At 71.6% G+C, this 24,303-nt stretch carries 24 protein-coding genes; 9 read left to right on the top strand and 15 right to left on the bottom strand.

The features are described 5' to 3' along the window. Positions 1-34: 34 nt before the first annotated feature. Positions 35-823: a helix-turn-helix transcriptional regulator gene (locus H9641_RS13685; protein ID WP_191804678.1), complete on the top strand. Its 789-nt coding sequence runs from the start codon at positions 35-37 to the stop codon at positions 821-823. 113 nt (positions 824-936) lie between these two features. On the opposite strand, the gene H9641_RS13680 is transcribed toward H9641_RS13685, so the two are convergent. From H9641_RS13680 to H9641_RS13665, 4 genes are all read right to left on the bottom strand, one after another. After that, positions 937-2,241 (bottom strand): MFS transporter, encoded by a 1,305-nt coding sequence (locus H9641_RS13680; protein WP_191804676.1) that lies wholly within the window; start codon positions 2,239-2,241, stop codon positions 937-939. A 792-nt stretch (positions 2,242-3,033) separates the two neighbouring features. Then, on the bottom strand, positions 3,034-3,885 hold the full coding sequence (locus H9641_RS13675; RefSeq protein WP_318244584.1) for a TrmH family RNA methyltransferase: 852 nt from the start codon (positions 3,883-3,885) through the stop codon (positions 3,034-3,036). Between the two features lie 391 nt (positions 3,886-4,276). Further along, a complete protein-coding gene (locus H9641_RS13670) occupies positions 4,277-5,512 on the bottom strand; it encodes a glycosyltransferase family 2 protein (protein WP_191804674.1) in 1,236 nt (411 codons plus the stop codon). 6 nt (positions 5,513-5,518) lie between these two features. Beyond that, positions 5,519-6,526, bottom strand: coding sequence for a phosphodiester glycosidase family protein (locus H9641_RS13665; RefSeq protein ID WP_191804672.1), 1,008 nt, complete (start codon positions 6,524-6,526; stop codon positions 5,519-5,521). A gap of 203 nt (positions 6,527-6,729) precedes the next feature. Here H9641_RS13665 and H9641_RS13660 point away from each other — a divergent pair, with 203 nt between their 5' ends. Next, positions 6,730-7,173 (top strand): hypothetical protein, encoded by a 444-nt coding sequence (locus tag H9641_RS13660; RefSeq protein ID WP_157257392.1) that lies wholly within the window; start codon positions 6,730-6,732, stop codon positions 7,171-7,173. Positions 7,174-7,376: 203 nt separating this feature from the next. On the opposite strand, the gene H9641_RS13655 is transcribed toward H9641_RS13660, so the two are convergent. The 6 genes from H9641_RS13655 to H9641_RS13630 form a co-directional block, all read right to left on the bottom strand. Next, a complete protein-coding gene (locus H9641_RS13655) occupies positions 7,377-9,311 on the bottom strand; it encodes an ABC transporter ATP-binding protein (RefSeq protein WP_377617039.1) in 1,935 nt (644 codons plus the stop codon). 200 nt (positions 9,312-9,511) lie between these two features. Next, positions 9,512-11,251 (bottom strand): ABC transporter ATP-binding protein, encoded by a 1,740-nt coding sequence (locus H9641_RS13650; protein WP_191804670.1) that lies wholly within the window; start codon positions 11,249-11,251, stop codon positions 9,512-9,514. Between the two features lie 146 nt (positions 11,252-11,397). After that, entirely contained in the window at positions 11,398-12,171 is a 774-nt protein-coding gene (locus tag H9641_RS20235; RefSeq protein WP_318244583.1) for a TetR/AcrR family transcriptional regulator, read from the bottom strand. Positions 12,172-12,300: 129 nt separating this feature from the next. Beyond that, positions 12,301-13,533, bottom strand: a complete 1,233-nt coding sequence (locus H9641_RS13640; RefSeq protein ID WP_191804668.1) for an SPFH domain-containing protein — start codon at positions 13,531-13,533, stop codon at positions 12,301-12,303. 61 nt (positions 13,534-13,594) lie between these two features. Further along, a complete protein-coding gene (locus H9641_RS13635; RefSeq protein WP_191804666.1) occupies positions 13,595-14,044 on the bottom strand; it encodes an NfeD family protein in 450 nt (149 codons plus the stop codon). 156 nt (positions 14,045-14,200) lie between these two features. After that, a complete protein-coding gene (locus H9641_RS13630; RefSeq protein ID WP_191804664.1) occupies positions 14,201-14,986 on the bottom strand; it encodes an ABC transporter ATP-binding protein in 786 nt (261 codons plus the stop codon). A gap of 27 nt (positions 14,987-15,013) precedes the next feature. On the opposite strand from H9641_RS13630, the gene H9641_RS13625 reads away from it, so the two are divergent. After that, complete coding sequence (locus tag H9641_RS13625) at positions 15,014-15,853, top strand: hypothetical protein (protein WP_191804662.1); 840 nt, start codon at positions 15,014-15,016, stop codon at positions 15,851-15,853. Here H9641_RS13625 and glgA read toward each other — a convergent pair. Next, positions 15,817-17,037 carry a glycogen synthase gene (gene glgA, locus H9641_RS13620; RefSeq protein ID WP_191804660.1) on the bottom strand — a complete coding sequence of 407 codons (1,221 nt, stop codon included), beginning with the start codon at positions 17,035-17,037 and terminating at the stop codon, positions 15,817-15,819. The two genes, H9641_RS13625 and glgA, sit on opposite strands and share 37 nt — an antisense overlap. Before the next feature lie 136 nt (positions 17,038-17,173). Between glgA and H9641_RS13615 the strand changes: the two genes are divergently transcribed. Genes H9641_RS13615 through H9641_RS13605 form a run of 3 tightly spaced genes read left to right on the top strand, consistent with a single transcriptional unit; the run spans position 17,174 to position 19,603 of the window. Then, positions 17,174-18,412: a glucose-1-phosphate adenylyltransferase gene (locus H9641_RS13615; protein WP_056647129.1), complete on the top strand. Its 1,239-nt coding sequence runs from the start codon at positions 17,174-17,176 to the stop codon at positions 18,410-18,412. After that, complete coding sequence (serB, locus tag H9641_RS13610) at positions 18,405-19,082, top strand: phosphoserine phosphatase SerB (RefSeq protein ID WP_225220472.1); 678 nt, start codon at positions 18,405-18,407, stop codon at positions 19,080-19,082. The genes H9641_RS13615 and serB overlap by 8 nt, the downstream gene beginning before the upstream one ends. A 14-nt stretch (positions 19,083-19,096) precedes the next feature. Beyond that, positions 19,097-19,603 carry an HAD domain-containing protein gene (locus tag H9641_RS13605; protein WP_191804656.1) on the top strand — a complete coding sequence of 169 codons (507 nt, stop codon included), beginning with the start codon at positions 19,097-19,099 and terminating at the stop codon, positions 19,601-19,603. 44 nt (positions 19,604-19,647) lie between these two features. Here H9641_RS13605 and H9641_RS13600 read toward each other — a convergent pair whose 3' ends face one another. From H9641_RS13600 to fabG, 4 genes are all read right to left on the bottom strand, one after another. Then, entirely contained in the window at positions 19,648-19,953 is a 306-nt protein-coding gene (locus H9641_RS13600) for a thioredoxin family protein (protein ID WP_191804654.1), read from the bottom strand. A gap of 141 nt (positions 19,954-20,094) precedes the next feature. Then, entirely contained in the window at positions 20,095-20,664 is a 570-nt protein-coding gene (locus tag H9641_RS13595) for a SixA phosphatase family protein (RefSeq protein ID WP_318244582.1), read from the bottom strand. A gap of 14 nt (positions 20,665-20,678) precedes the next feature. Further along, positions 20,679-21,446, bottom strand: coding sequence for an enoyl-ACP reductase FabI (fabI, locus tag H9641_RS13590; RefSeq protein ID WP_191804652.1), 768 nt, complete (start codon positions 21,444-21,446; stop codon positions 20,679-20,681). A 130-nt stretch (positions 21,447-21,576) separates the two neighbouring features. Next, positions 21,577-22,305, bottom strand: a complete 729-nt coding sequence (fabG, locus tag H9641_RS13585; RefSeq protein ID WP_191804650.1) for a beta-ketoacyl-ACP reductase — start codon at positions 22,303-22,305, stop codon at positions 21,577-21,579. A 172-nt stretch (positions 22,306-22,477) separates the two neighbouring features. On the opposite strand from fabG, the gene H9641_RS13580 reads away from it, so the two are divergent. From H9641_RS13580 to H9641_RS13570, 3 genes are read left to right on the top strand one after another with little or no spacing between them, the layout of a single operon-like run. Beyond that, positions 22,478-22,915, top strand: a complete 438-nt coding sequence (locus H9641_RS13580) for a DUF3099 domain-containing protein (RefSeq protein WP_318244581.1) — start codon at positions 22,478-22,480, stop codon at positions 22,913-22,915. Further along, a complete protein-coding gene (locus H9641_RS13575) occupies positions 22,908-23,156 on the top strand; it encodes a hypothetical protein (RefSeq protein WP_056647148.1) in 249 nt (82 codons plus the stop codon). Before H9641_RS13580 ends, H9641_RS13575 begins: the two co-directional genes overlap by 8 nt. Further along, positions 23,153-24,223: an SURF1 family cytochrome oxidase biogenesis protein gene (locus H9641_RS13570; protein WP_318244580.1), complete on the top strand. Its 1,071-nt coding sequence runs from the start codon at positions 23,153-23,155 to the stop codon at positions 24,221-24,223. Before H9641_RS13575 ends, H9641_RS13570 begins: the two co-directional genes overlap by 4 nt. Positions 24,224-24,303 lie beyond the last annotated feature (80 nt).

The raw sequence follows: 24,303 nt of genomic DNA, 5'->3' as shown, positions 1-24,303 counted from the left end.
GAGATCCAGGAACGGGAAGAAGTGGGGCGAGCACGTGCCCAGACAGCACGTCAACGGTGGGTTCGACGGCACGACGGGTCGCAGCAACCACGGCGGACGGCGGACGCACGTCATCCAGCTGCTGCGCGACTCCAAGGCGCCGGTGTCCGTCCAGGACATCGCGGAACAGGTGGGCGTCCACCAGAACACCGCGCGGTTCCACCTCGAGTCGCTCGTCGACGCGGGCCTGGCCGAGCGCACCCAGCAGACCCGCACGACGCCCGGACGTCCCAAGGTCCTGTACCGCGGCACGCTGCCCAACCAGACGCACGAGCGCGCTCAGGCCTACCGCCTCCTGGCCGAGGCGCTGACGACCGCGGTCGCGGACAACGTGCCCGAGGCAGGAGCCGTGACGTACGCCGTGGGCCGCACGTGGGGCCGCAACCTCACCGAGGCGCCCGAGCCCGACGAGGTCGTCGACGAGCGCGAGGTCTCGGCCCGGCTCGTGTCCAAGCTCGACGCGCTCTGGTTCGCCCCCACGCTCGGCGACGAGCCGGCTGCGCAGGTCGCGTCGCCGGGAGGCGCGGGCATGGACGCGCTCGTCCTCAACAACTGCCCGTTCGTCGCGACGGCCCGCTGCACCCCGCAGGTCGTGTGCTCGCTGCACGCGGGGTTCATCAACGGCGCGCTCGCCGAGCTCGGGTCGAGCCGGCGCGCGACCGCCCTGGTCCCCCAGTTCGGGGAGCACCACTGCGTCGCCCGGCTCGAGACGGTGGACGTGGGGCGCCACGACGAGGCCGCGCAGATCCCGATCCTCGTGGCGGGCCGGGTAGCGCCCGCCTGACCGGGGCGCTCCCGACCGGGGCGCTCCCGGCGTGGCCGCACCCGGCCGGGCCTCGCCCGAGGGGGCGAGGCCGGGCGCGGGGCGTGCAGGACGCACTGCTGACGGGCGCACGGTCAGCTCTTGGCCTCGGCGCCGGGGCGTGCGTAGAAGTGCCAGGCGATGCCCGCGCACAGGAGCGCGTAGGCGATGATCCCGCCGAACACGGCCGTCCTCGGCAGGTAGTTGAACAGCATCGAGAACAGGAACGGTCCGAACGCGGCGATCGCGGCCGTCCAGCCGATCACGCCACCCGCCTGGCGGGCCGGGAAGATCATGGGCATCTGCTTGAACGTCGCGGCGTTGCCGACCCCGCAGAAGAAGAAGATCAGGACCATCCCGGTCATGAAGATCGGGAGGCTGGGCGTCTCGCCGTCCGCGACCGTGACCTGCCCGAACAGCACGAGCCCGGCCGAGGCTGCGACGCCGATCCCGGACACCACGGTCCACACGCCACCGCCGAAGCGGTCGCAGAGCGGCCCCCAGCACATGCGGGCGAGCGAACCGACGAGCGCGCCGAGGAACACCCAGGTCAGGTACTCCGGGCCGAACTGCTGCTTGAGCAGCATGCCGAACGTGCCGGCGAGGCCGGAGAAGATCCCGAACGTCAGGACGTACTCCATGGTCATGAGCCAGGTGTGCTTGTTCTGGAAGATGTCGAACTGCTGCTTGAGGTTGGCCTTGACCGGCACCGACCTGAGCAGGGTCCAGGCGAGCACGACCCCGACGACCGCGAACGGGATGAAGATGAGCCCGGGGTTCTGGAGCCAGACCTGGCGCGGCTCGGCGTTCTGCGGGTGCGCGAGCTGTCCGGCGAGGCCGAACATCCCGAACCCGATGACCCACGGGACGACGAACTGGACGACCGAGACGCCGAAGTTGCCGATCCCGGCCTGCAGGCCCAGAGCCGTGCCCTGCTTGCTCTTGGGGAAGAAGTACGACGTCGAGGGCATGTAGCCCGAGAAGACGCCGCCACCGAGGCCGGCCGCGAGGGCCAGCGCGACGAGCAGCGCGTACGAGGGCTGCGTCGGGAGCATCACGACCCAGGTCCACCCGACGAACGGGATGATCATGAGGAGCGCGGACAGCGTGAGCATCTTGCGGGTGCCGAGCATGGGCGGCAGCATCATCCAGACGATGCGGAGCAGACCGCCCGTCAGGCCGGGCATGGCGAGCAGCCAGTACGACTGGCTCTCGCTCAGGTCCCACCCGGTGACCGTGCCGAGCGTGGGGATGAGGGCCCCGGGCAGGTACCAGATGATGAACGCGAGCATGAGGTTGAACGTCGTGACCCAGAGCGTGCTCCAGGCGACCTTTGAGTCCCAGCGCTGGGGGTCGTTGGGGTCCCAGTCGAGGAGGTCGCGGCGCGCGTCGGTGCTCACCTGGTGTGCTGGTCTGGGGGCTACGTCGGCTGTGACCACCGGGTGTCTCCGTCCGAGAAGTGGGGGCGTGGGGCACCCAGAACTTATGAACGAATCGACTCGTGGGTAACGGGACCTTGGTCCTGACCGCGCGCCCTTGGTCCTGAACCGGGACAGCGGCTTCCGAGCCCGCCTGACCTGCTGCTTTGCAGGGGCGGGGCGTTGTTGCGGATCAACTCGGGCGGGCTGGGGGCCGGGACGCCTGTGGGGCCCGACGGCGGGCCGGGCCAGGCCCGCGGGCGGCGGGTCGAGGAGGGCGTTTCGCCCGAAGAACGGCTGCTGACCGAGGGGCTCGGCGAGGAGCCCGCCACTTTGTGCCTTCCGTCACAATCGACGTCCTGCGAGGTCAGGCGGCGTGATGGGGCTCTGTACCGGGGCCGGTTCCCGGGTGCCCGACGGCGTCGCTCACGCCAGGCTGGAGCCTCGCCTGCGCGGGAGCGCATCGCGGGCTGCGCCGGTTGCGCTGGTCGAGGTGAGCCCGTCGAGCGGGCCCAGCGAGCGGGCCCGGCAAGCGGGCCCGGCGAGCGGGCCCCGATACAAGGTTCGCGACCGGTCGTCGGCCAGGAGGAGTGCCTTCTGCGGGGGCCACCTCGTCGTGGCGGCTCGCTCGACATCAGCGGCACGAGCGGTGCTCAGCCCGCCAACGATGGGTGCGCCTTCTGCGGAGCCACCACCATTGTTGCGGCTCCGTGAGAACCCCTCCCGCCCTCACGACCCGGCGCGGCCCACGGGACTGCGCCAGTCAGGCGACCACTACGTGCGCGTCGCCCAGAACACGACCGCGGCGCTCGCCGCGACGTTGAGCGAGTCCACTCCCCCGCTCATCGGGATCTTCACGACGTGGTCGACGGCCGCGAGCGTCGAGCGGTGCAGGCCGTGCCCCTCGGTCCCGAACACGAACGCCGACCTCTCGTCCCCGCGCGCGACGTACTCGTCGAGCGTCAGCGAGTCGTCCGACAGCGCGAGCGCCGCGACCGTGAACCCGTGCTCGCGCAGCTCCTCGACACCGCCCGGCCACGACTCGAGCCGCGTCCACGGGACCTGGAACACCGTCCCCATCGAGACCCGGACGCTGCGCCGGTACAGCGGGTCCGAGCACCGCGGCGACACCAGGACGGCGTCCACCCCGAGCCCCGCCGCTCCCCGGAAGATCGCGCCGACGTTGGTGTGGTCGACGATGTCCTCCAGGATCGCGACCCGTCGTGCGCCCTGCCCGTCCCGGGCGGTCGTGAGCAGCTCGTGCACGCTCGGCAGCACGGGCCGGTGCATGGCCGCGAGCGCGCCGCGGTGCAGGTTGAAGCCGGTGATCGACTCCAGGACGGCGGGCTCGGCGATGTACACGGGCACGGGCTCGCCCGTGCCTCCGGGCCCGTCGTCCAGCCCGACGGCGGAGATCGCCTCCTCGAGACCCGGCAGCCACTTCTCGGCCATGAGGAACGACCGCGGCCGGTGCCCGGCACGGAGCGCACGGTGGATCACCGTGGTGCTCTCGGCGATGTACATGCCCTTCTCCGGCTCGTTCTTCGAGCGGAGCTCGACGTCCGTGAGGTTTGTGTAGTCGGCGAGGCGCGGGTCGGCCGGGTCGGTCACATGGATGATCTGCACGCTCAGATTCTCCCGCACGGACGGAGCGGGTCTGCATCGGGTGACTGCCGCTCCCCTCCCGCACCGACCCTCCACCGTGCTCGGTGCTCGGTGCCCCACCTGTGCCGAGCACGAGGTTGCGGTCGTTCTGACGACCTTCGCGACCTCAACCTCGTGGTCGAGCCCGCGGAACCTCGTGCTCGACGGTGAGCCTCGTGGGGTCCCGGATCTCGGCCCGCTGCCGAGCATGCGGTGGGCGTCGATGTTCGGGCCGATCACGACGAGAACCGCATGGTCGGCCGACGCCAACCGCATGCTCGGCGCCGAGTCAGCGCCGCCCCACGGTGACCTTGCCGCGGTCCGCCCCTGCGCCGAGCACGAGGTTGCGGTCGTTCTGACGACGTTCGCGAGCTCAACCTCGTGGTCGAGCGCGCGGAACCTCGTGCTCGACGACCGACCGCCCAGAGGCCGCGACCGACCCGACCGGTGCAGGCGTCCCGGTCGGCACCGTCGACGCACGGGCCGTCGGCCCTTCTCCGTCGCCTGGCACCGGGGCACCACCCAGCACCCCCGGGCGGAACACCACGCGCCTCTGCACCTGATAGCTCGTCGCGAACAGCAGCACCTCGGTCAGGACCTTCGCCGGCAGCAGCGCGAGCCCCAGCCCGGTCAGACCCCAGAGCATCCCGTACCCCGCGACCAGCAGCCCGACCGCGAGCGCCGCGTACCGCAGCGCGGCCCGCCGCCCGTGACCGGGCCCCTGCCCGCGCCCCCGGTCGCCCGCCGTCCCAGCACCAGCACCAGCACCAGCACCAGCACCAGCACCAGCACCAGCGAACACCCGCCGGTTCACCAGGAAGTTCACGGCGCCGCTGAGCCCCCGCGCTCCCACGACGGACACGAGCAGCGACCCGGTCACGGCGTCGAGCACCAGCAGCGCCGCGGTGTCGATCCCGAACGCGAGCAGCGACGACAGCGAGAACGCGAGCAGCGGCGCGTAGATGCGGGCGGAGTCGGCGAGCGGCCGGAAGTGGGACGAGGCGTTGTCGTCGAGGTAGATGGTCTCGATCTCGACCTCGACCACGGGGCGCCCCTCGCGCGCAGCGGACAGCAGCACGTTGAGCTCGTACTCGTACCGGTCGCCGTGCACGTCGAGCAGCCACCCGATCATCGAGGCGGGGTACCCGCGCAGGCCGGTCTGGGTGTCCTGGACGCGCAGCCCGGTCGCCGCCCGGAACAGCCACCGCGTCACGGTGTTGCCGAGCCGGCTGCGCACGGGCACGTCGCCGGCGAACGCGCGCGCCCCGAGGACCACGGCCCCCTCGCCGTCGGACACCCGCTCCCCGACCCGCAGGACATCAGCGACGCGGTGCTGCCCGTCGGCGTCGGCGCACACCACGTCCTCGCCGGGCCAGCGCCGCGCGACCTCGGCGAGACCGCGCCGCAGCGCCGCGCCCTTGCCACGGTTGGCCGCGAACCCGACGACGACCGCTCCGAGGCGTGCGACGTCGTCGAACACGGGGCGGAACCTCGCCCCGCTGCCGTCGTCGACCACGACGATCCCCCGCACCGCGCCCGTGGCACGCAGGTCGGAGACCAGCTGCACGAGCTTCCCGTCCGGCTCGTAGGCCGGGACCAGCACGATCACGGCCGGTCACTCCCCGACGTACAGGATGTCGGAGGTGCCTCGTTCGGCGCCGCGGCCGAGGGGGTCGTTGACGAGCTCGCCGTCGTAGTACATGGTCGAGGACCCGCCGCCGTCGAGGTTGTACGCGGTCGTGGCGCCCAGGTCCTGCATGATCTCGGCGAGCTCGGTCATGGTCACGCCGCGGCTGTACCCGGCGCTGCGTCCGTCGACCACGACGAAGACGAGGTGGTTCTCGTCGATCACCCCCACGGCGGTCCGCGGCTGCTCGCCCTGGATCGAGTGGTTGCCGACGTTGGTGTCGACCTCGATGTCGTCGATCCCGTCGATCACCTCGCCGCCGTCGAGCAGCGCGGGCCCGAACGACAGCGTGTTCCACACACCCGCGTCCACGAGCTCCTGGGCGGACGTGGTGGTCTCGTCGTAGACCTCGACGCTCCCGTCGCGGTAGAACGCGAGCCCCTCGCGAGCCCCTTCGTCGCGGTAGACGACGCCGTTGCGGATCACGATGCCCGTGGACCGGAAGCCGTAGTAGTCGCCGTTGATCGCGAAGAGCGCGTCGTTGTCGGCCGCGATGTCGGAGGTCTTCTCGGTGATGTTCTCGCCGTACGCGTCCTGGGCGAACGCCGAGCGCAGGTCGGTCGCGTCCCCCAGGACGACGTCCGCGACGTAGTACGTCACGGTGTCGTCGCCCGTGCCCTCGACGACCTGGCGCACGCTCACGCTCGTCCCGTCGGAGGACGAGGCCGCCCCCGCGTCCGAGGTGCCCGACGACGTCGCCGCCTCCGCGGAGCCGCTCGCCGAGGCCTGGCTCGCCTCGTAGGCCGAGACGTCGGCGATCTCGACGTGCTCGACCACGAACCGGTCGAGCGCCCACGCGGTCGTCCCGCCGAGGGCCAGGGTGAGGGCCAGCCCTCCGCCGAGCAGGAGCCGCCGTCGACGCCGTCGGGGTGGCGGCGCGACGACGGGCGGCTCGGGGGCGGACGAGGTGCTGGGCTGCGGGTCGTGGAAGGTCATGCCTCTGGTCTACGGACCTGGCGTGTGCCCTCCGCAGGTGCGGGCTGAGCGGTCGCTGTGAGGTCCGACCTGACAGCATCGCGTGATCCCGATCACGCGGAATCGCTCCCAGGGTGACCGCGGAATGAGACGTCGCTCACTCTTGGACATCCGTCCCCCTTATGCATACTTTCACCCGGGTTCCCGCGTGATTTCATGGATGCATGAGAAAGCAGATGCTGGCACTTGCGGCTGTGGGCGCTATCGCGCTCCTGAGCGCGTGCGCGACCGACACGGCAACCGACAGCGGTTCCTCGCCCGACGAGACCCCCACCGGCGCCACGAGCGCCGAGGTGTGCGCGAAGTACTTCGACGGCGGCGACCAGTCGCTCGCGCAGCGCGTCACCGACGAGCTCGAGTACGACATGACCGCCCTCACCGAGGACGAGTCGAACGCCATGCGCAGCACCAACATCCAGCTCGAGGCCGTCCTGCGCCTCGCTGGACCCGAGGACGCCAACGCCCTCATCAGCAGCATCAAGACCCCGTTCCAGATGGCCGACGACCTCTTCAAGGGCACCGGCGACAGCATCGACACGACGGGCGTCACCGAGGCCGTGGCCGAGCTCGAGTCGCTCTGCGCCGGCGCGGGCTACACCGCTTCCTGATCGCTCCACCCCAAGATCACGCCCGCGACCCGGGCGACACCTCGAACGCCGGTTCCGCCCAGAAGGCGGGGCCGGCGTTCGTCGTCCCCGGACAGACGCGCCCCGGCGACGACGTGGGGCCCCGGCGACGACGTCACCAGGGCCCCACGGTCACCATCTCAGGCGGCCACCTTCGCAGGTCGACGCCTCACGCGCTCACGGGGTCACCGCGTCATCTCCCCCTCGACGGCCTCCTCGACCGCCGCGGCCGCGAACTGGCTCTCGTAGAGCCGCGCGTACGCGCCGCCCTTCTCGATGAGCACCTCGTGGTTGCCCATCTCGACGATCGCGCCGTCCTCCATGACGAGGATGACGTCCGCGTCGCGGATCGTGGACAGCCGGTGCGCGATCACGAACGAGGTCCGTCCGGCGCGCAGCGCGTTCATGGCCTGCTGCACGAGCACCTCGGTGCGGGTGTCGACCGAGCTGGTCGCCTCGTCGAGGATGAGGATCGCCGGGTCGGCGAGGAACGCGCGCGCGATCGTCAGGAGCTGCTTCTCGCCCGCGCTCACGCCCGAGCCCTCGTCGTCGATCACGGTCGCGTAGCCGTCGGGAAGCGTGCGCACGAACGGGTCCACGTGCGTGGCCCGCGTGGCCTCGAGGAACTGCTCCTCGGTGACCTCGACGCCGTCGGGCACGCCGTAGCGCAGGTTCTCCTCGATGGTGCCCTTGAAGAGCCAGGTGTCCTGCAGGACCATGCCGATGTTGGACCGCAGCCCGTCGCGGGTCATGGTCCGGACGTCGACGCCGTCGAGCGTGATGCGCCCGCCGTCGACCTCGTAGAACCGCATGATGAGGTTCACGAGCGTCGTCTTGCCGGCGCCCGTGGGGCCGACGATCGCGACGGTCTGGCCGGGCTCGGCCACGATCGACAGGTCGTCGATGAGCGGGCGGTCGGGCACGTAGCGGAACGAGACGTCCTCGAACGCGACCCGGCCCTGCACGTCCGTGAGCACGGCCGCGGGCGAGGGGTCCGGGGACTGCTCCTCGGCGTCGAGCAGCTCGAACACGCGCTCCGCGGAGGCGACGCCCGACTGCAGGAGGTTCATCATCGACGCGATCTGCGTGATGGGCTGCGTGAACTGGCGCGAGTACTGGATGAACGCCTGGACGTCACCCAGCGACAGGGTTCCCGACGCGACGCGCAGGCCGCCGACCACGGCCACGATCACGTAGTTGAGGTTCGCGACGAAGCCCATCGCGGGCTGGATGATCCCGGAGATGAACTGCGCCTTGAAGCTCGCCTCGTAGAGCTCGGCGTTCTCGGTCTCGAACGTGTCGACGGCCGTCTGCTGGTGGCCGTAGACCTTGACGAGCGCGTGGCCCGTGTACATCTCCTCGACGTGCGCGTTGAGGCGTCCGGTCGCGGCCCACTGCTTGATGAACTGGGGCTGCGAGCGCTTGGCGATCATGGCCGTGACCAGCACCGACAGGGGCACGGTCACGAGCGCGATGACCGCGAGCAGCGGCGAGATCCAGAACATCATGGCGAGCACGCCGACCACGGTCAGGACCGAGGTCACGAGCTGCGACAGCGTCTGCTGGAGCGTCTGCGCGACGTTGTCGATGTCGTTGGTGACGCGGCTGAGGACCTCGCCCTTCTTCTGCCGGTCGAAGTAGGACAGCGGCAGGCGGCCGAGCTTGGCCTCGACCTCGGCGCGCAGGCGGCGCACGGTGCGCTGGACCACGGACGTGGTCACGCGTCCCTGGATCCACCCGAACAGGAAGGACCCGACGTAGATCGCGAGGACCAGCAGCAGGATCGTGCGCAGGGCCGCGAAGTCGATGCCCTGCCCGGGCACGACGTCCATGGCCGCGAGCATGTCCGCCTGCGTCCCCTGGCCGTTGGCGCGCAGGTTCTCGACGGCCTGCTCCTTGGTGACGCCTGCGGGCATCTGCGAGCCGATCACGCCCGCGAAGATCACGTTGGTGCCGTTGCCGAGGAGCTTGGGCCCCAGCACGGCGAGCGTCACGGACAGGACCGACAGGACCGTGATGACCGCGACGGCGAGCCGCTCGACGCGCAGGTAGCCCGCGAAGCGCTTGAGCGAGCCCGTGAAGTCCATGGCCTTCTCGGTGGGCATGCCCATGCCGCCCATGGGGCCGTGGCCGCCGCCCTGCGGGCGTCCCTTGAGGCGCGTGGCGGACAGGTCGGGCTTGTCGCCCGCCGCGTCAGCCCCGTCCTGGGAGGCGGGGGCGTCGTGGCTCGGCACCGCGTCCTGCGCACCGCCCGACGGCGTCACGAAGGTCTCGGCGTTCTTGTCGCCCGGGTTGTCGCCCGGGCGGGGGGTCTGGGTGCTCATGCTGCCTCCTGCGCCGAGAGCTGCGAGTACACGATCTCCTGGTACGTCTCGCACGTCTCCAGGAGCTCGTCGTGGGTGCCGGTGCCGACGATGCGCCCGTGCTCGAGCACGACGATCTGCTCGGCGTGGCGGATGGTCGCGACGCGCTGGGCGACCAGGAGGACCGTGGCCTCGCGGGTGCGGGGCGCGAGCGCGAGCCGCAGGGCGGCGTCGGTCGCGTAGTCGAGGGCCGAGAACGAGTCGTCGAACAGGTACACGCTGGGCTTGCGCACGATCGCCCGGGCGATCGCGAGCCGCTGGCGCTGGCCGCCCGAGAAGTTGGTGCCGCCCTGGGACACAGGAGCGTCGAGCTGTCCTTCGAGCTGCTCGACGAAGTCGCGGGCCTGCGCGACCTCGAGCGCCTCCCAGACCTCCTCGTCGGTCGCGTCCTCCTTGCCGTAGCGCACGTTGTCACGCACGGTCCCGGAGAACAGGTAGGCCTTCTGGGGGACGTAGCCGATCATCGACCACAGGTCCTGGAGCGCGACGTCACGGACGTCGGTGCCGTCGATGCGGACCGACCCCTTGGTCGCGTCGAAGAGCCGCGGGACGAGCTGGAGCAGCGTCGTCTTGCCCGATCCCGTGGACCCGATGATCGCGGTCGTGCCACCGGGACGCGCCGTGAACGTGAGGCCGTGGAGCACGGGATCCTCGGCCCCGGGGTACCGGAAGTCGACGTCCTCGAACGTGATGACCCCGGTGCGGTCCTCGCGGGGCGCGAGGCGCACCGGTGCCGGGGACTCGACCACGGTGGTCTCGGTGTCGAGGACCTCGCCGATGCGCTCGGCCGAGACGGCCGCGCGCGGGACCATCATGAAGATCATGGTCGACATCATCACGGCCATGAGGATGTACATGATGTAGCTGAGGAACGCCGTGAGCGCCCCGATCTGCATCCCGTCCTCGACGCGGTACGCGCCGAACCACAGGACCGCGACGCTGGTCGCGTTCATGACGAGCATGACGGTCGGGAACATGAGCGCCATGAGCTTGCCGACGCGCAGCGAGGTGTCGTACAGCCGGTCGTTGGCGACCGCGAAGCGTTCCTCCTCGCGACGCTCGCGCACGAACGCCCGGATGACACGGATGCCGGAGATCTGCTCGCGCAGCACCCCGTTGATCGCGTCGATGCGCTTCTGCATCTTGCGGAAGTACGGCACCATGCGCGAGATGATCAGCCCCACGACGACCCCGAGCACGGGCACCACGACCAGGAGCAGCGCCGAGAGCTCGACGTCCTCCTGGAGCGCCATGATGACGCCGCCCACGAGCATGATGGGCGCCATGACCATGATGGTGAAGCCCATGAGCACGACCATCTGGACCTGCTGCACGTCGTTCGTGGTGCGCGTGATGAGCGACGGGGCGCCGAGCACGCCCATCTCCTGCGCGGAGAACGACTGGACGCGCGTGAAGAGCCCGTTGCGCACGTCGCGCCCGAACGACATGGCGACCTTGGCGCCGAAGTACACCGCGACGATCGCGCAGATCACCTGACCGAGGCTGATCGCGAGCATGACGCCGCCCGTGCGCATGATGTAGGCGGTGTCGCCCTGCGTGACGCCCTTGTCGATGATGTCGGCGTTGAGGCTGGGCAGGTAGAGCGTCGCGATGGTCTGCACGAGCTGGAGCACGAGCAGGATCGATATGGGCGTCCAGTACGGGCGGAGGTAGGTCTTCAGGAGACGTTGGAGCATCTGGGGTGTCCTGTCGGAGGTGGGGGCGGGGCGAGCAGGTCTCAAGGTGCCCGACGGCGGAGCGCACGTCGAGCGATTTCGGCGACCTCGGCGAGAGGTCCAGCATGCGACGCGGCGGTGAGGTCCGCGACGGCAGGCCGAGCGCCTCAGGCGAGCGACGTCGTCGGGCCCGGGAGTGCGGGGCGTGCGTCCGGCGGACGGACCGCGGCGTGCGGTGGTCCCACCGCGTGGGGCGGGCCCGCTCCCTGGCACGGCGCCTCGAGGACGCCGTGGAGGAAGACGTCGACGATCTGGGTCGCGTCGAGGGGGCCGTCCTGGACCAGCAACGGGCTCGCGTGACCGTGCACGAGGAAGAAGAAGACGCTCGCGGCCACGCGGGGCTCGGTCCGCAGCTCGGCCGCGAACGGGGACAGGCGCGCCTCGATCGCCTGGACGATGTCCTGGACGGCCGACATCCGGGCGTCGCGGTGCGAGCCCGGGCCCTGCGTGCCGTGGTTGCGGTGGACGTCGTCCCGGTGACGACGGTGGGCCTCGCCCCCCGGACCGCCGGGCGGGCCGCCCCGGTCCCCCATGACCTGGTGGGCGACCTGGACGATCCTGGCGGTCGCGCGCTGGCTGTCCTGGATCAGCTCGGCCAGGGCCGTGAGCGTCTCGGCGAGCGAGCCACGCTCGCCCGTCTCGCTGATCGCGCGCACGAGCGGGGCCGGGTCGAGCGCGGCCACGAGGGCGGCGTGGATCAGCTCGTCCTTGTCCTCGAACGCGCGGAAGAGCGTGCCCTCGGCGACGTCCGCCGCCTGGGCGATCTGCCGGGTCGTCACGGCCGAGCCGTAGCGCGCGAGCAGGGGGACGGTCGCGGCGGCGATCGCCGCACGGCGGTCGTCACGGCTCATGGGTCGGGCGCGGCCCGAGGGTGTGGTCACGCCCACGAGCGTAAATGAGTGAGCACTCACTCGTCAAGGTTGCCCGACGCAACCAGATGCGCGAACGCCCGAGGGGGCACCGCGAGCGCGGCACCCCCTCGGGCGTTCGAGCACTGCTGCCGTGATGCCCTACGGGCGGTCCTCCGGCGTCTCCTCACCAGGCTCCGGCGCGTCGGCCGGCACGGCCGGCGGCCCGAGCGGGCGCGGGGACGCGGTGCCCGGCTCCGGGGCGGGAGCGAAGCGCTGACCGGGGCCACCGGGGCGCTGCCCGCTCTCCACCTGCGGGTCGAACGGCAGACCCGAGTGCGTGCCTGCGCTCGTCGCGTCGGCCGTCGCGGCCTCGGCCTGACGTCGCGCCTCGGCGAGCGCCTCGGCCGGGTCGACCAGGGCCGGGGTGCCGAACTTGACGCGGTCCCGGTCGCGCTCGCGACGAGCGGCCTCGGACGCCTCCGACCCGTCGCCGGACGGCGTGGGCAGCCCGCCGAAGCCCTGGGCGATCGACCCCAGTGCCGCCGTGAACTCGGTGGGGATGACCCACAGCTTGCTCGCGGTGCCGTCGGCGATCTTGGGCAGCATCTGCAGGTACTGGTAGGCGAGCAGCTTGGGGTCCGCGTCGCCCTCGTGGATCGCGTCGAAGACCTGCAGGATGGCCCGCGCCTCGCCCTCGGCGTTCAGGATCGCCGCCTGGGCGTTGCCCTCTGCGCGGAGGATCGCGGCCTGCTTCTCACCCTCGGCCGTCAGGACCTGGGACTGCTTGATGCCCTCGGCCGTGAGGATCGTGGCGCGGCGGTCACGCTCGGCGCGCATCTGCTGCTCCATGGAGCCCTGCACGCTCGCGGGCGGGTCGATCGACTTGAGCTCGACGCGGTTGACGCGCACGCCCCAGCGTCCCGTCGCCTCGTCGAGCACGCCGCGGAGCTGGCCGTTGATCTGGTCGCGGCTCGTCAGGGTCTGCTCGAGGTCCATGGAGCCGACGACGTTACGCAGCGTGGTGACCGTGAGCTGCTCGATGCCCTGGATGTAGTTGGCGATCTCGTAGACGGCCGACTTGGGCTCGGTGACCTGGAAGTAGATGACCGTGTCGATGCTGACCACGAGGTTGTCCGAGGTGATCACGGGCTGCGGGGGGAACGAGACCACCTGCTCGCGCAGGTCCACGCCCGCGCGCACCCGGTCCACGAAGGGGATCAGCAGGTGCAGGCCCGGCTCGAGCGTGCTCGAGTAGCGCCCCAGCCGCTCGATGATCAGCGCCGTGGCCTGCGGGACGATCCGCACCGCCTTGACGAGCGCGATGATCACGAACAGCAGGATCAGCCCGAGCACGATGTACACGGCGATCATTCCGGGTTCTGGTTCAGTCATCGATCTTCTCCTGAGGATGGTTCTCGGTGAGCGGGCGGTCGAGCGGACGGGCTGTGGCGGCTCAGACCGTGTGGCTGTCGGACGCGACCGACTGCACCACGGCCGTGGCTCCGTCGATGCGGACCACGCGGACCTCGGTACCGGTCGCCAGCTCGGGCGACCCGTCCACGGTCCGGGCGCTCCAGATCTCTCCCTGGAGCTTGACGCGGCCGCCCATCTCGGTCACCCGGGACACGACGACCGCCGAGCGACCCACCTGGGCGGCGGCGCCGGTCTCGGTGAGCGGCATCCGGTGGCGCAGGTGGCGCAGCAGCCACGGGCGCAACGAGAACAGGAGGGCGGCCGAGACGACCGCGAACGTGATGATCTGCAGCCACAAGGGACCGCCCGCCGCGTTGACCCCCGCGGCCGCGAACGCTCCCCCCGCGAACATGATGAGCACAAGGTCCAGGGAGATGATCTCGATCAGGACGAAGAGGAGACCTGCTCCGACCCACCACAACCAGTCCATGACGGTTCCTTCCGTCGTGCGGCTCGTCCTGCGCGTCGTCGACGCGTCGACATCACCTGCGTTGACACCACCTGCGTTCTTTGCCCAGATTTTACCGGAAGAACGAGGTCCGTGCACCTATCGGGCGTGTCGGACGTCGGCGCGTCCGGGGGCGCTTCAGCGCGCCGCGCGCGCCATCCAGCGGCCGCCGCCGTGCGCGACGAACAGGGGCAGACCGAACGCCTCGCTCAGGTTCTCGGCCGTCAGGACCTCGTGCAACGGACCGGCACGGTGGACACCGCCGTCCTTGAGCAGCAGGACGTGCGTGAAGCCTGGCGGGATCTCCTCGACGTGGTGCGTCACGAGGACGAGCACGGGCGAGGCAGGGTCCGAGGCGAGCTCCGAGAGCGCCCCCACGAGCTCCTCGCGCCCGCCCAGGTCCAGACCCGCGGCAGGCTCGTCGAGCAGCAGCAGCTCGGGGTCCGTCATGAGCGCGCGAGCGATCTGCACGCGCTTGCGCTCGCCCTCGCTCAGCGTGCCGAACAGCCGGTCCGCCAGCGACAGGACGTCGAACGCCGCGAGCAGGTCCTCGGCACGCTCGGTGTCGAAGTCCTCGTACGACTCGTTCCAGCGGCCCGTGACACCGTAGGCCGCGGTGACCACCACGTTGCGGACGGTCTCCGAGGCCGGGATCTGCTCCGCGAGCGCCGCGCTCGCCAGGCCGATGCGGGGCCGCAGCCCGAACACGTCGGTGCGGCCCATCCGCTCGCCGAGCAGGTCCGCGGTGCCCGCGCTGGGGTGCATGCGTGCTGCGGCGATCTGCAGCAGGGTGGTCTTCCCCGCGCCGTTGCGGCCCAGGATCACCCACCGCTCGCCCTCGTTCACCTGCCAGTCCACGGAGTCGAGGATGGTCTTCGTGCCACGGCGCACCGTGACTGCCTGCAGGTCCAGAACCGAGCTCATGGGACACGACCCTATAGGTTGGCGGACGTGGAATCCCACTCTGCCCTCGCGCTCCCCCGTACCGTCGTCCTCGCCCTGTGGTCGCAGGCGCTCGGCCCGCAGGGCGGCGAGCCCGTCGATCCCGACGGTCCCGGCGCGGCGCTCGTGCGCCGCGCGGTCGCCGCGGTGCGCCTCGACGACGAACCTCACACGGTCGAGGGTGACGAGACCGCCTCGAACCTGGCCGACCTGGTCGCCCGCTGGACCCGTTCGCCGTTCGAGGTGTGCGCGGTGCTGCCGGCCCCCGGCGACCCGCTCGGCGTCCCCTCGGTCGTGAGCGCCGACGCGACCGACGCCGAGGAGTGCCTGCTCGTGCAGTCGCCCGAGGGGGCCTGGGCGCTCGTGCCCGAGGTCACGGCGTTCGGCAGCGTGTACGAGACGGGGCACCTGGTCACGTGGCACGTGGCGACCGTGCCGACCTGGCGCACCCAGGTGCTCGCCGCCGTCGGGACCCTCGCGGACGCCGAACGAGACCTGCGCGTGGCCCTGCTCACCGCGACCGAGGCGCTGGCCTCGCTCGACGTCGCCCGTTGGCGCGAGGACGCCGCCGAGACGATCGCGGCGCTGCGGTCCACGACTCCCCCGGACTGGCCGCTGCCGGCCGCCCGCTCGGAGTCGGACGCGCGCCGCGTGCGCGTGCTCGCCCAGGCCGCACGGCTGCGGGCCATCGTGGACCTGGCCACGGCCGACGACGGCGGCGCGGTCAACCTCTGGCAGGCCGACCAGCGCTCGACCGCGCTGCGCGAGGTCGACCGGGCCGCACGGCGGGCCATGTCGGCCGCGACGGCCCGCTACGTGACGGGACCGGACCCGAGCACGCTGCGGTAGACCTCGAGCGTTCGGTCCGCGATCGCGTCCCACGCGAAGTGGTCCTCGACCCTGGTCCGGGCCGCGCGACCCATCTCGCGCGCCCGCTCCGGGTCCGAGACGACCGCGACGAGCGCCGCGGCGAGGTCGGCGACGAACCTGTCCGGGTCCACGGGCGTCCCCGTCCCGTCGTCGACCTGCTCGATGGGGACGAGGTGGCCCGTCACGCCGTCGTCGATGACCTCGGGGATGCCGCCGGTCGCAGAACCGACGACGGGCAGCCCCACGGCCATGGCCTCGAGGTTCACGATCCCCAGCGGCTCGTAGACCGAGGGGCACACGAACACGGTCGAGGCCGCCAGGACCGCGACGAGCTCCTCGCGCGGGAGCATCTGCTCGATCCACACGACCCCGGTGCGCTGCTCGGCGAGCCGCGCGACGGCCTCGCTCACCTCGGTCGCGATCTCGGGGGTGTCGGGCGCGCCCGCGCAGAGGACCAGCTGGACCTCGGGCGGGAGCTGTGCGGCCGCGCGCAGCAGGTACGGCAGGCCCTTCTGGCGCGTGATGCGTCCGACGAAGACCACGGCCGGGCGCCCGGGGTCGATCCCCAGGTCGCGGACCACGCGGTCCGCCGCGGCGACCTGCGCCTCGGACTCGGGGCGACGCCAGCCGTCGAGGTCGATCCCGTTGTGGACCACGTGCACCTTGGCCGGGTCGACGTCCGGGTAGCAGCGCAGGATGTCCGCGCGCATGCCCGCCGAGACGGCGATGATGCCCGCCGCGGCCTCGTAGGCCGTCTTCTCCGCCCAGCCGGACAGCGCGTAGCCGCCCCCGAGCTGCTCGGCCTTCCAGGGTCGCAGCGGCTCGAGCGAGTGAGCGCTGAGGACGTGCGGGATCCCGTGCAGGAGCGAGGCGAGGTGCCCGCCGAGGTTCGCGTACCAGGTGTGCGAGTGCACGAGGTCGGCTCCGGCCACGTCGTCGGCCATCGCCAGGTCCACGCCGAACGTCCCTAGCACGGGGTTCGCCGAGGACAGCGAGCCGGGCACCGAGTACCCCGTGACCCCCTCCTCGCTGCGGGGTCCGTCGAAGCTGCGCACGCGCACGTCGATGCGTTCGCGCAGCACACGGGACAGCTCGGCGACGTGGACGCCCGCGCCTCCGTAGACGTAGGGCGGGTACTCACGGGTCAGCAGGTCGACTCTCACGCGGCACACGCTAGCGCGCCCGGCGGGGCCCGTGCGCACGGCAGGCCGCCCGCGACGCTCTCGCACCGCGAATCACCCACGACCAACCCGTGGTTCGGTCCCCACGAACCTCGGCCGAGGCCATAAGGTTCTGCCCATGGCCGCCCCACGTGTCCTCGCAATCGTCCTCGCCGGTGGCGAGGGCAACCGGCTCATGCCGCTCACCGCCCACCGCGCCAAGCCGGCCGTACCGTTCGGCGGCATCTACCGCCTGGTCGACTTCGCGCTGTCGAACCTGGTGAACTCGCACTACCTGCACATCGTCGTGCTGACGCAGTACAAGTCCCACAGCCTCGACCGCCACATCACCAAGACGTGGCGCATGTCGTCGTTGCTCGGGAACTTCGTCGCGCCGGTCCCGGCACAGCAGCGGGTGGGCAAGCACTGGTACCTCGGCAGCGCCGACGCGATCTACCAGTGCCTCAACATCATCGAGGACGAGCGCCCCGACATCGTCGTGGTCGTCGGCGCGGACCACGTGTACCGCATGGACTTCTCCCAGATGGTCGACGCCCACATCGCGTCGGGCGCCGAGCTGACCGTCGCGGGCATCCGTCAGCCCATCTCGATGGCGGACCAGTTCGGGGTCATCGACACCGACCCCGAGGACCCCACCAAGATCCGTGCGTTCCTCGAGAAGCCGACCGACCCCGTCGGGCTCGCGGACTCGCCCCTCGAGGTCCTGGCGTCCATGGGCAACTACGTCATCAACGCCGACGCTCTGGTCGCGGCCGTCACGGCGGACGCGACCGACCCGGACTCGCGCCACGACATGGGCGGAGACATCGTCCCGGCCTTCGTCGCGCGCGGCACGGCCGGCGTCTACGACTTCATCCGCAACGACGTGCCCGGTTCCACGGACCGGGACCGTGACTACTGGCGGGACGTCGGGACCCTCGACGCGTACTACGACGCGAACAAGGACCTCATCTCGATCACGCCGGTCTTCAACCTCTACAACGACGAGTGGCCGCTGCACACCGGGTACGTGGGCCTGCCGCCCGCGAAGTTCGTCCACTCGGGGCAGGGCCGGCTGGGGCACGCCGCCGACTCGCTCGTCTCCCCCGGCGTGATCATCTCCGGAGCCACCGTGGTGGGCTCGGTCCTGTCCCCCGGCGTCTACCTGCACTCCTGGTCGTCCGTCTCCGACTCGGTCCTCATGGACGGGGTGCAGGTCGAGCGGCACGCCCAGGTCCACCGCGCGATCCTCGACAAGAACGTGATCGTCACCGAACGCGCCCGCATCGGGCTCGACCCGGCGCAGGACCGCGCCCGTGGGTTCACCGTCACCGAGTCGGGCATCACCGTCGTCCCCAAGGGAACCATCGTTGAATAGCACTGCCGCCCGTCCTGACGTCTCGACCCGCCGCCTGGTGGTCATGGACGTCGACTCGACCCTCATCACGCAGGAGGTCATCGAGCTCCTGGCGGACCACGCCGGGACCCGCGAGCTCGTCACCGAGGTCACCGAGCGTGCCATGCGCGGAGAGATCGACTTCGGCGAGTCCTTGCGCGAGCGAGTGGCGACCCTGGCCGGGGTCCCGGTCAGCGCGTTCGAGGACGTGCTCGAGCGGGTCACGCTCACGCCGGGCGCTCGCGAGCTGATCACCGAGCTCCAGGGCCGGGGCTGGACCGTGGCCCTGGTCTCGGGGGGCTTCGAGGAGATCGTCGCTCCCCTGGCCGAGAGCCTCGGGATCACGCACTTCCGGGCGAACCGGCTCGAGGTCGTCGACGGCCGGCTCACGGGACGGACGACCGGCCCCGTGATCGACCGCGCCACCAAGGAGGTCACGCTGCGCGAGCTCGCGGCCGCCCAGGGCGTGGACATGGCGCACACCGTCGCGATCGGCGACGGCGCCAACGACCTCGACATGATCGGCGCGGCCGGGATCGGGATCGCGTTCGCGGCCAAGCCGGTCGTGGTCGCCCAGGCCCCGCACTCGGTGCCGGGTCCCCGCCTCGACGCGGTGCTGGAGATCATCGACGCGCCCGGCCGGACGGCCTGAGGGCTCGTCCGACCTTGTCGCGACCGATCCTGTTCCTCGACGTCGACGGGACCCTGCTGCCGTTCGGGGGCCCGGGGATGCCCGCGGTCCCGGACGCACCGGAGTCCTGGACGGCGGCGTCGAACCCCCACCTGGCGCGGGTCGACCGGCGGCTCGGGCCCCTGCTGGCCGGGCTGGGTTGCGAGCTGGTGTGGGCCACGGCGTGGATGCACGACGCGAACGAGGTGATCGCGCCCCTGCTGGGCTTGCCGCACCTGCCGGTCGCTGATCTCCCCGCCTACGACGGCGACCGCGGTGCCGACGACCTGCAGTGGAAGACGAGGCCGCTGGTCCGGATCGCGGACGGCCGTCCGTTCGTCTGGGTCGACGACGTCATCGGGCATGCCGACCGCTGGTGGGTCGAGCTGGAGCATCCCGGCGCCGCCCTGCTCCACCAGGTCCAGCCCGCGGTCGGGGTGACCTCGACGGACATCGCCACGATCGCCGCCTGGCTGCGGGACGTGGAGCCTACGGTCGGCTGACGGGCCGTGGGTGAGGATCCCGGCCAGGACGCCTGCAACGGGTGCTAGCCCACGTTCGTGAGCGCATCGACGAGCTGTCCGACCGTGGGTGCCCCCGCGAGACCCTGCGGGGTCGGGTAGAGACGGCAGGCCAGCCCGCTCGCCTCCTGGTGCTCGAACAGGTCGCGCCCGTCGAGACGAAGCGTGGGTGACCCCGGGAAGGCGAGCGCCGCGGCGTGCTCGTCCGTCAGGACCTCGACGAGCTCGACGGGTCGACCGGGAACGCCCACGAGCTCCAGGGCCTGCGCGAGGTTGTCACGCGCGACCGTCCAGCTCGGACAACCTTCGAAGTACAGGAGCTCGATCGTCATGGCTCCATGATGGCCGATCCGCGCGCCGTCGCCGGGGCGGACGGCCTGAGGGCACAACGGACCGCGAGCAGGTACGTCGAAGCCCCTTCCTCCCGTCGATCGGGTGGAAGGGGCCTCGTGCTTCGCGCGGTGTGCTCCCCCTCAGCTCGAGGGGCGCCCGACGTACGACAGGTTGGCGACCGCGCCGTCCCACTCTCCCCACGGGGTCGAGGACTCCAGGACGCTGTACGTCGCCGTGGGGACCCCCACCCGGACCTGGGCGAGCGCGCCCGAGTCGGAGCCGGGGCCGGCCAGGTGCGCCGCGGTCGCGGCCATGGTCGGCTCGTGACCGACCACCAGGAGCGTGCGCACCCGGGAGTCGGCGCCGCGCACCATGTCCAGCACGTCCCGCACCCCGGCGGCGTACAGGGTGTCGGTCACCACGACCTCCGGGGCGACGTCACCGAGGTGCGCCGAGAGGAGGTCCCACGTCTGGCGTGTGCGCAGGGCCGAGGAGCACAGGACGAGCTCGGGGACGAGCGAGGAGTGCGCCAGCGCGGCACCGACCCGGCCGGCCTGACGCCGTCCGTTGAGCGCCAGCGGGCGAAGGACGTCGTCGACGCCCCCGGCAGGCTCCGCCTTGGCGTGCCGGAGCAGCACCAGGCGGTGCGTGCCGCCTGCCGCCCCGGAACCGACGGCGTCGGACGCCACCGACGATCTGCCGTCTCGCACGTTCGCCCCTCTCGTCACAGCCCCATGGCGTGCACGCCGCCGTCGACGTGCACGATCTCCCCCGTGGTCGCCGGGAACCAGTCTGACAGCAGCGCGACGACCGCGCGTGCGGCGGGCTCCGCGGTCAGCTGGTCCCAGCCGAGCGGTGCACGCGTGGGCCAGCCGTCCTCCATCTGCTCGAAGCCGGGGATCGACTTCGCCGCGGTCGTGCGGATGGGTCCGGCGGAGACGAGGTTGGTGCGGATGCCCTCCGGGCCCAGGTCGCGCGCGAGGTAGCGGTTCGCCGACTCGAGCCCGGCCTTCGCGACGCCCATCCAGTCGTACACGGGCCACGCGAACTGCGCGTCGAACGTGAGCCCGACGACGGCACCACCGTTGGTCATGAGCGGCTTGGCGGCCACGGCGAGGGACTTGTAGGAGAAGGTCGAGACCTGCAGCGCGGTCGCGACGTCCTCCCACTTCGCGGAGAGGAAGTTGCCGCCCATGACGCTCTGGGGCGCGAACCCGATCGAGTGCACGACGCCGTCGAGCGTGTCCACGTGCTCGCGGACCGCGTCGGCCAGTCCGGCCAGGTCCTCCTCGTTCGTCACGTCGAGCTGCACGACGGGCGCCTCGACCGGCAGACGCTTGGCGAACGCCTGCGTGAGCTTCATCTGGCGACCGAACGAGGAGAGCACGACCGTGGCCCCCTCCTCCTGCGCGAGCCGGGCCGCGTGGAACGCGATCGAGGAGTCGGTGAGGACGCCGGTGATCAGGAGCTTCTTGCCTTCGAGCAGACCCATCAGTTCTTCTTCCGTTCTTTCGTCGTGCGCTGCTTGAGCGTACTCATGGACGACCTGCCCGGGGTAGTTCTCGGGGGTCGTGCGGTGTGTCGAGGAGCACGCCGTGCGCCTCGACGACGTCAGGTGGTGGTCAGTGCCCCATGCCGAGGCCGCCGTCGACCGGGATCACGGCGCCGCTGATGTAGCCCGCGTCGGGGGACGCGAGGAACTGCACGACGCCCGCGACCTCGGTCGCCTGGGCGAAGCGTCCCGCGGGGATGTTCGCCTTGTACTGCTTCTGGCGCTCCTCGGGCAGCTCGGCGGTCATGGCCGTCTCGATGAACCCCGGGGCGACGACGTTGGCCGTGATGCCGCGACCGCCGAGCTCGCGCGTGATCGAGCGCGCCATGCCGACCAGCGCGGCCTTCGAGGCCGAGTAGTTGACCTGTCCGGGACCGCCGTAGAGGCCCACGACCGAGGAGATGAGGATGATGCGGCCGCGACGCAGGCGGATCATGCCCTTGGAGACGCGACGCACGCACCGGAAGGTCCCGGTGAGGTTGACGTCGATCACGGACTCGAACTCGTCGTCGGTCATGCGCATGAGGAGCTGGTCGCGGGTCACGCCCGCGTTCGCGACGAGGACCTCGACGGGGCCGAGCTCGGCCTCGATCGCGGTGAAGGCCGCGTCGACGGCCTCGGTGTCGGTGATGTCGCCCACGACGCCGAACACGCCCTCGGGCAGGTCGCCGCTGCGGTAGATCGTCGCGACACGGTCACCGTTGGCGACGAACCGCTCGGCGATCGAGCGACCGATGCCCCGGTTGGCGCCCGTGACGACCACGGTGCGCGGGCTGGGGGAAGCGGGGACTTCGGACACGACATCTCCTCGTTCGGGTGGCCTGGGAGGCGTCGTCCGCGGCGGGGTGTCCCCCGCTCGTCCGGCACGTCGCCGCAACGACCGTACCGCGAGCGCCCGACGACGTGCGCGCAGGGACCATCACAGGCGACCGGGGTCCTTTGTCGGGTTCCGACAAACGTAGGATGGAGGGGTGAGCAGCAACAACAAGGTGCCGAGCATCTCGGACGCACCGGAGTCGCTCGCGCAGGACCAGGCCCGGCGCACCAAGCGCTACCTCATCCAGATGGGGATCCGGCTCGTGTGCTTCGTCGGGGCCGTGATCGTCCACGGGTGGTTCTCGTTCGTCCTGATCGGGGCCGCGATCGTCCTCCCGTACGTCGCGGTGCTGCTCGTCAACGCCGGCCGCGACCAGCGGACCTACGACGTCTCGCCCATGGAGCGCCTCCAGGTGGAGGCCGCCCCCGACCACCCGAGCCTCGGGCGGGTCGTCGAGCTCGACGAGGACGGCCAGGTGCGCAGCGACGCCCCGGACTCCCCCGCCCACCCCGGCGACGGCACCGACGGGCCCGCCGACCCCACCGGCCGGACCACCGACCGAACGAACACGCAGGAGCCGCACGATGGTTGACCTCCTCCACCTCGCCGACCCCGTCGACGAGGGTGAGCTGCTGTGCAGCGCCAAGGGTTGCCGCGCCGAGGCGGCGTGGGGCCTGCTCTGGAACAACCCCAAGCTCCACACCCCTGAGCGCCGCAAGGTGTGGCTCGCGTGCGACGACCACCGCGAGCACCTCGAGACGTTCCTGGGCGCCCGGGACTTCTGGAAGCAGACCGTGCCGGTCGCCGACCTCGAGCGTCGGCCCGAGCTGTGACGCCTCCCTCCCCCGAGTTCCCGGACGCCCCGGTGAACCCCGAGCCGCCGACGCCCCCTGAGACCTCGGGACCGCAGGCGCGCACCCCCGACGCGGCCCAGCTCGCCCACGACGTCGCCCGCGACGCCAAGGCCGAGCCCCGGACCGTCCGCCAGTGGATCACGCTCGCGCTCGGCGTCCTGCTCGTGGCGGCGCTGTGCGTGCTCGCGGGGCGCTGGCAGTGGCACCGCTACGAGTCGCGCTCGGCCCAGATCGAGATCATCGAGTCCAACTACGACGCGACCCCGGTCCCGCTCGCCGACGTCCTGCCCGGGCCGGGCGCCGAGCTGGACCCGCAGCGGGTCTGGCAGCAGGTCACGCTCGAGGGCAGCTACGTCCCCGAGGCGACCGTGCTGCTGCGCAACCGTCCGGTCGCCAGCAAGGCCGGGTTCCACGTCCTGGTCCCGTTCGTCACCGAGCCCACGGCCGGCAGCGAGCCGGTCGTCATGGTCGTCGACCGCGGCTTCGTGCCGCTGGGCGCCGACGCGAGCGCACCCGACGAGGTGGCCGCTCCGCCGTCGGGCAGGGTCGAGGTGACCGTGAGCCTGCGCGTCGACGAGCCCGCGTCGAGCCGCGAGGCCCCGGACGGGCAGGTCCAGGCCATCAACACGGCCCAGGTGCTCGCCGAAGGGCCCGACGGCGGCGCGTGGGCCGACGGGATGACCGTCGGCGCCTACGGCTCGCTCCGCGCCGAGGACCCGGCCCCTGCCGCCTCGCTGAGGGCCCTGGCCGTCCCCGACACCGATCCCGGCTCGCACCTGTCGTACACGTTCCAGTGGTTCGTGTTCGCGGCAGGCGCGATCGGCGGCTTCCTCGTCCTGATCCGCCGGGAGAAGCGCGAGACCGTGACGGCGGGAGACCTCCTGGGCGAGCAGCGCGCGTCGGGCCGCACCCCCGGGGAGCCCGCTCCCCGGCGTCGTCGCGGACCGACCGCCGAGGAGGAGGAGGACGCCCTCCTCGACGCGCAGGCTGCCGCGCAGGAACCCGCTGCGCACGGGCCTTCGACGCACGACGACGCGCGGACCTGACCGGCGCGCCTGCGGCGCACGCTCCACCGGGAACGACGAACGGCCCCCCAGCGCCGCGGAGCGGCGGGCCGGTGGGGTCG

Source organism: Oerskovia merdavium, assembly GCF_014836755.1.
Classification (GTDB): domain Bacteria; phylum Actinomycetota; class Actinomycetes; order Actinomycetales; family Cellulomonadaceae; genus Oerskovia; species Oerskovia merdavium.
This window is presented reverse-complemented; position numbering and strand designations above follow the sequence as displayed.

Coding starts and splice junctions, on each gene's coding strand:
- H9641_RS13660 (WP_157257392.1), top strand. CDS start 6,730: ATGAGAAAGCAGATGCTGGCACTTGCGGCTGTGGGCGCTATCGCGCTC.
- H9641_RS13665 (WP_191804672.1), bottom strand. CDS start 6,526: ATGACCTTCCACGACCCGCAGCCCAGCACCTCGTCCGCCCCCGAGCCG.
- H9641_RS13640 (WP_191804668.1), bottom strand. CDS start 13,533: ATGACTGAACCAGAACCCGGAATGATCGCCGTGTACATCGTGCTCGGG.
- H9641_RS13575 (WP_056647148.1), top strand. CDS start 22,908: ATGGTTGACCTCCTCCACCTCGCCGACCCCGTCGACGAGGGTGAGCTG.
- H9641_RS13630 (WP_191804664.1), bottom strand. CDS start 14,986: ATGAGCTCGGTTCTGGACCTGCAGGCAGTCACGGTGCGCCGTGGCACG.
- H9641_RS13635 (WP_191804666.1), bottom strand. CDS start 14,044: ATGGACTGGTTGTGGTGGGTCGGAGCAGGTCTCCTCTTCGTCCTGATC.
- H9641_RS13600 (WP_191804654.1), bottom strand. CDS start 19,953: ATGACGATCGAGCTCCTGTACTTCGAAGGTTGTCCGAGCTGGACGGTC.
- H9641_RS13615 (WP_056647129.1), top strand. CDS start 17,174: ATGGCCGCCCCACGTGTCCTCGCAATCGTCCTCGCCGGTGGCGAGGGC.
- H9641_RS13655 (WP_377617039.1), bottom strand. CDS start 9,311: ATGGGCGGCATGGGCATGCCCACCGAGAAGGCCATGGACTTCACGGGC.
- H9641_RS13650 (WP_191804670.1), bottom strand. CDS start 11,251: ATGCTCCAACGTCTCCTGAAGACCTACCTCCGCCCGTACTGGACGCCC.
- fabI (WP_191804652.1), bottom strand. CDS start 21,446: ATGGGTCTGCTCGAAGGCAAGAAGCTCCTGATCACCGGCGTCCTCACC.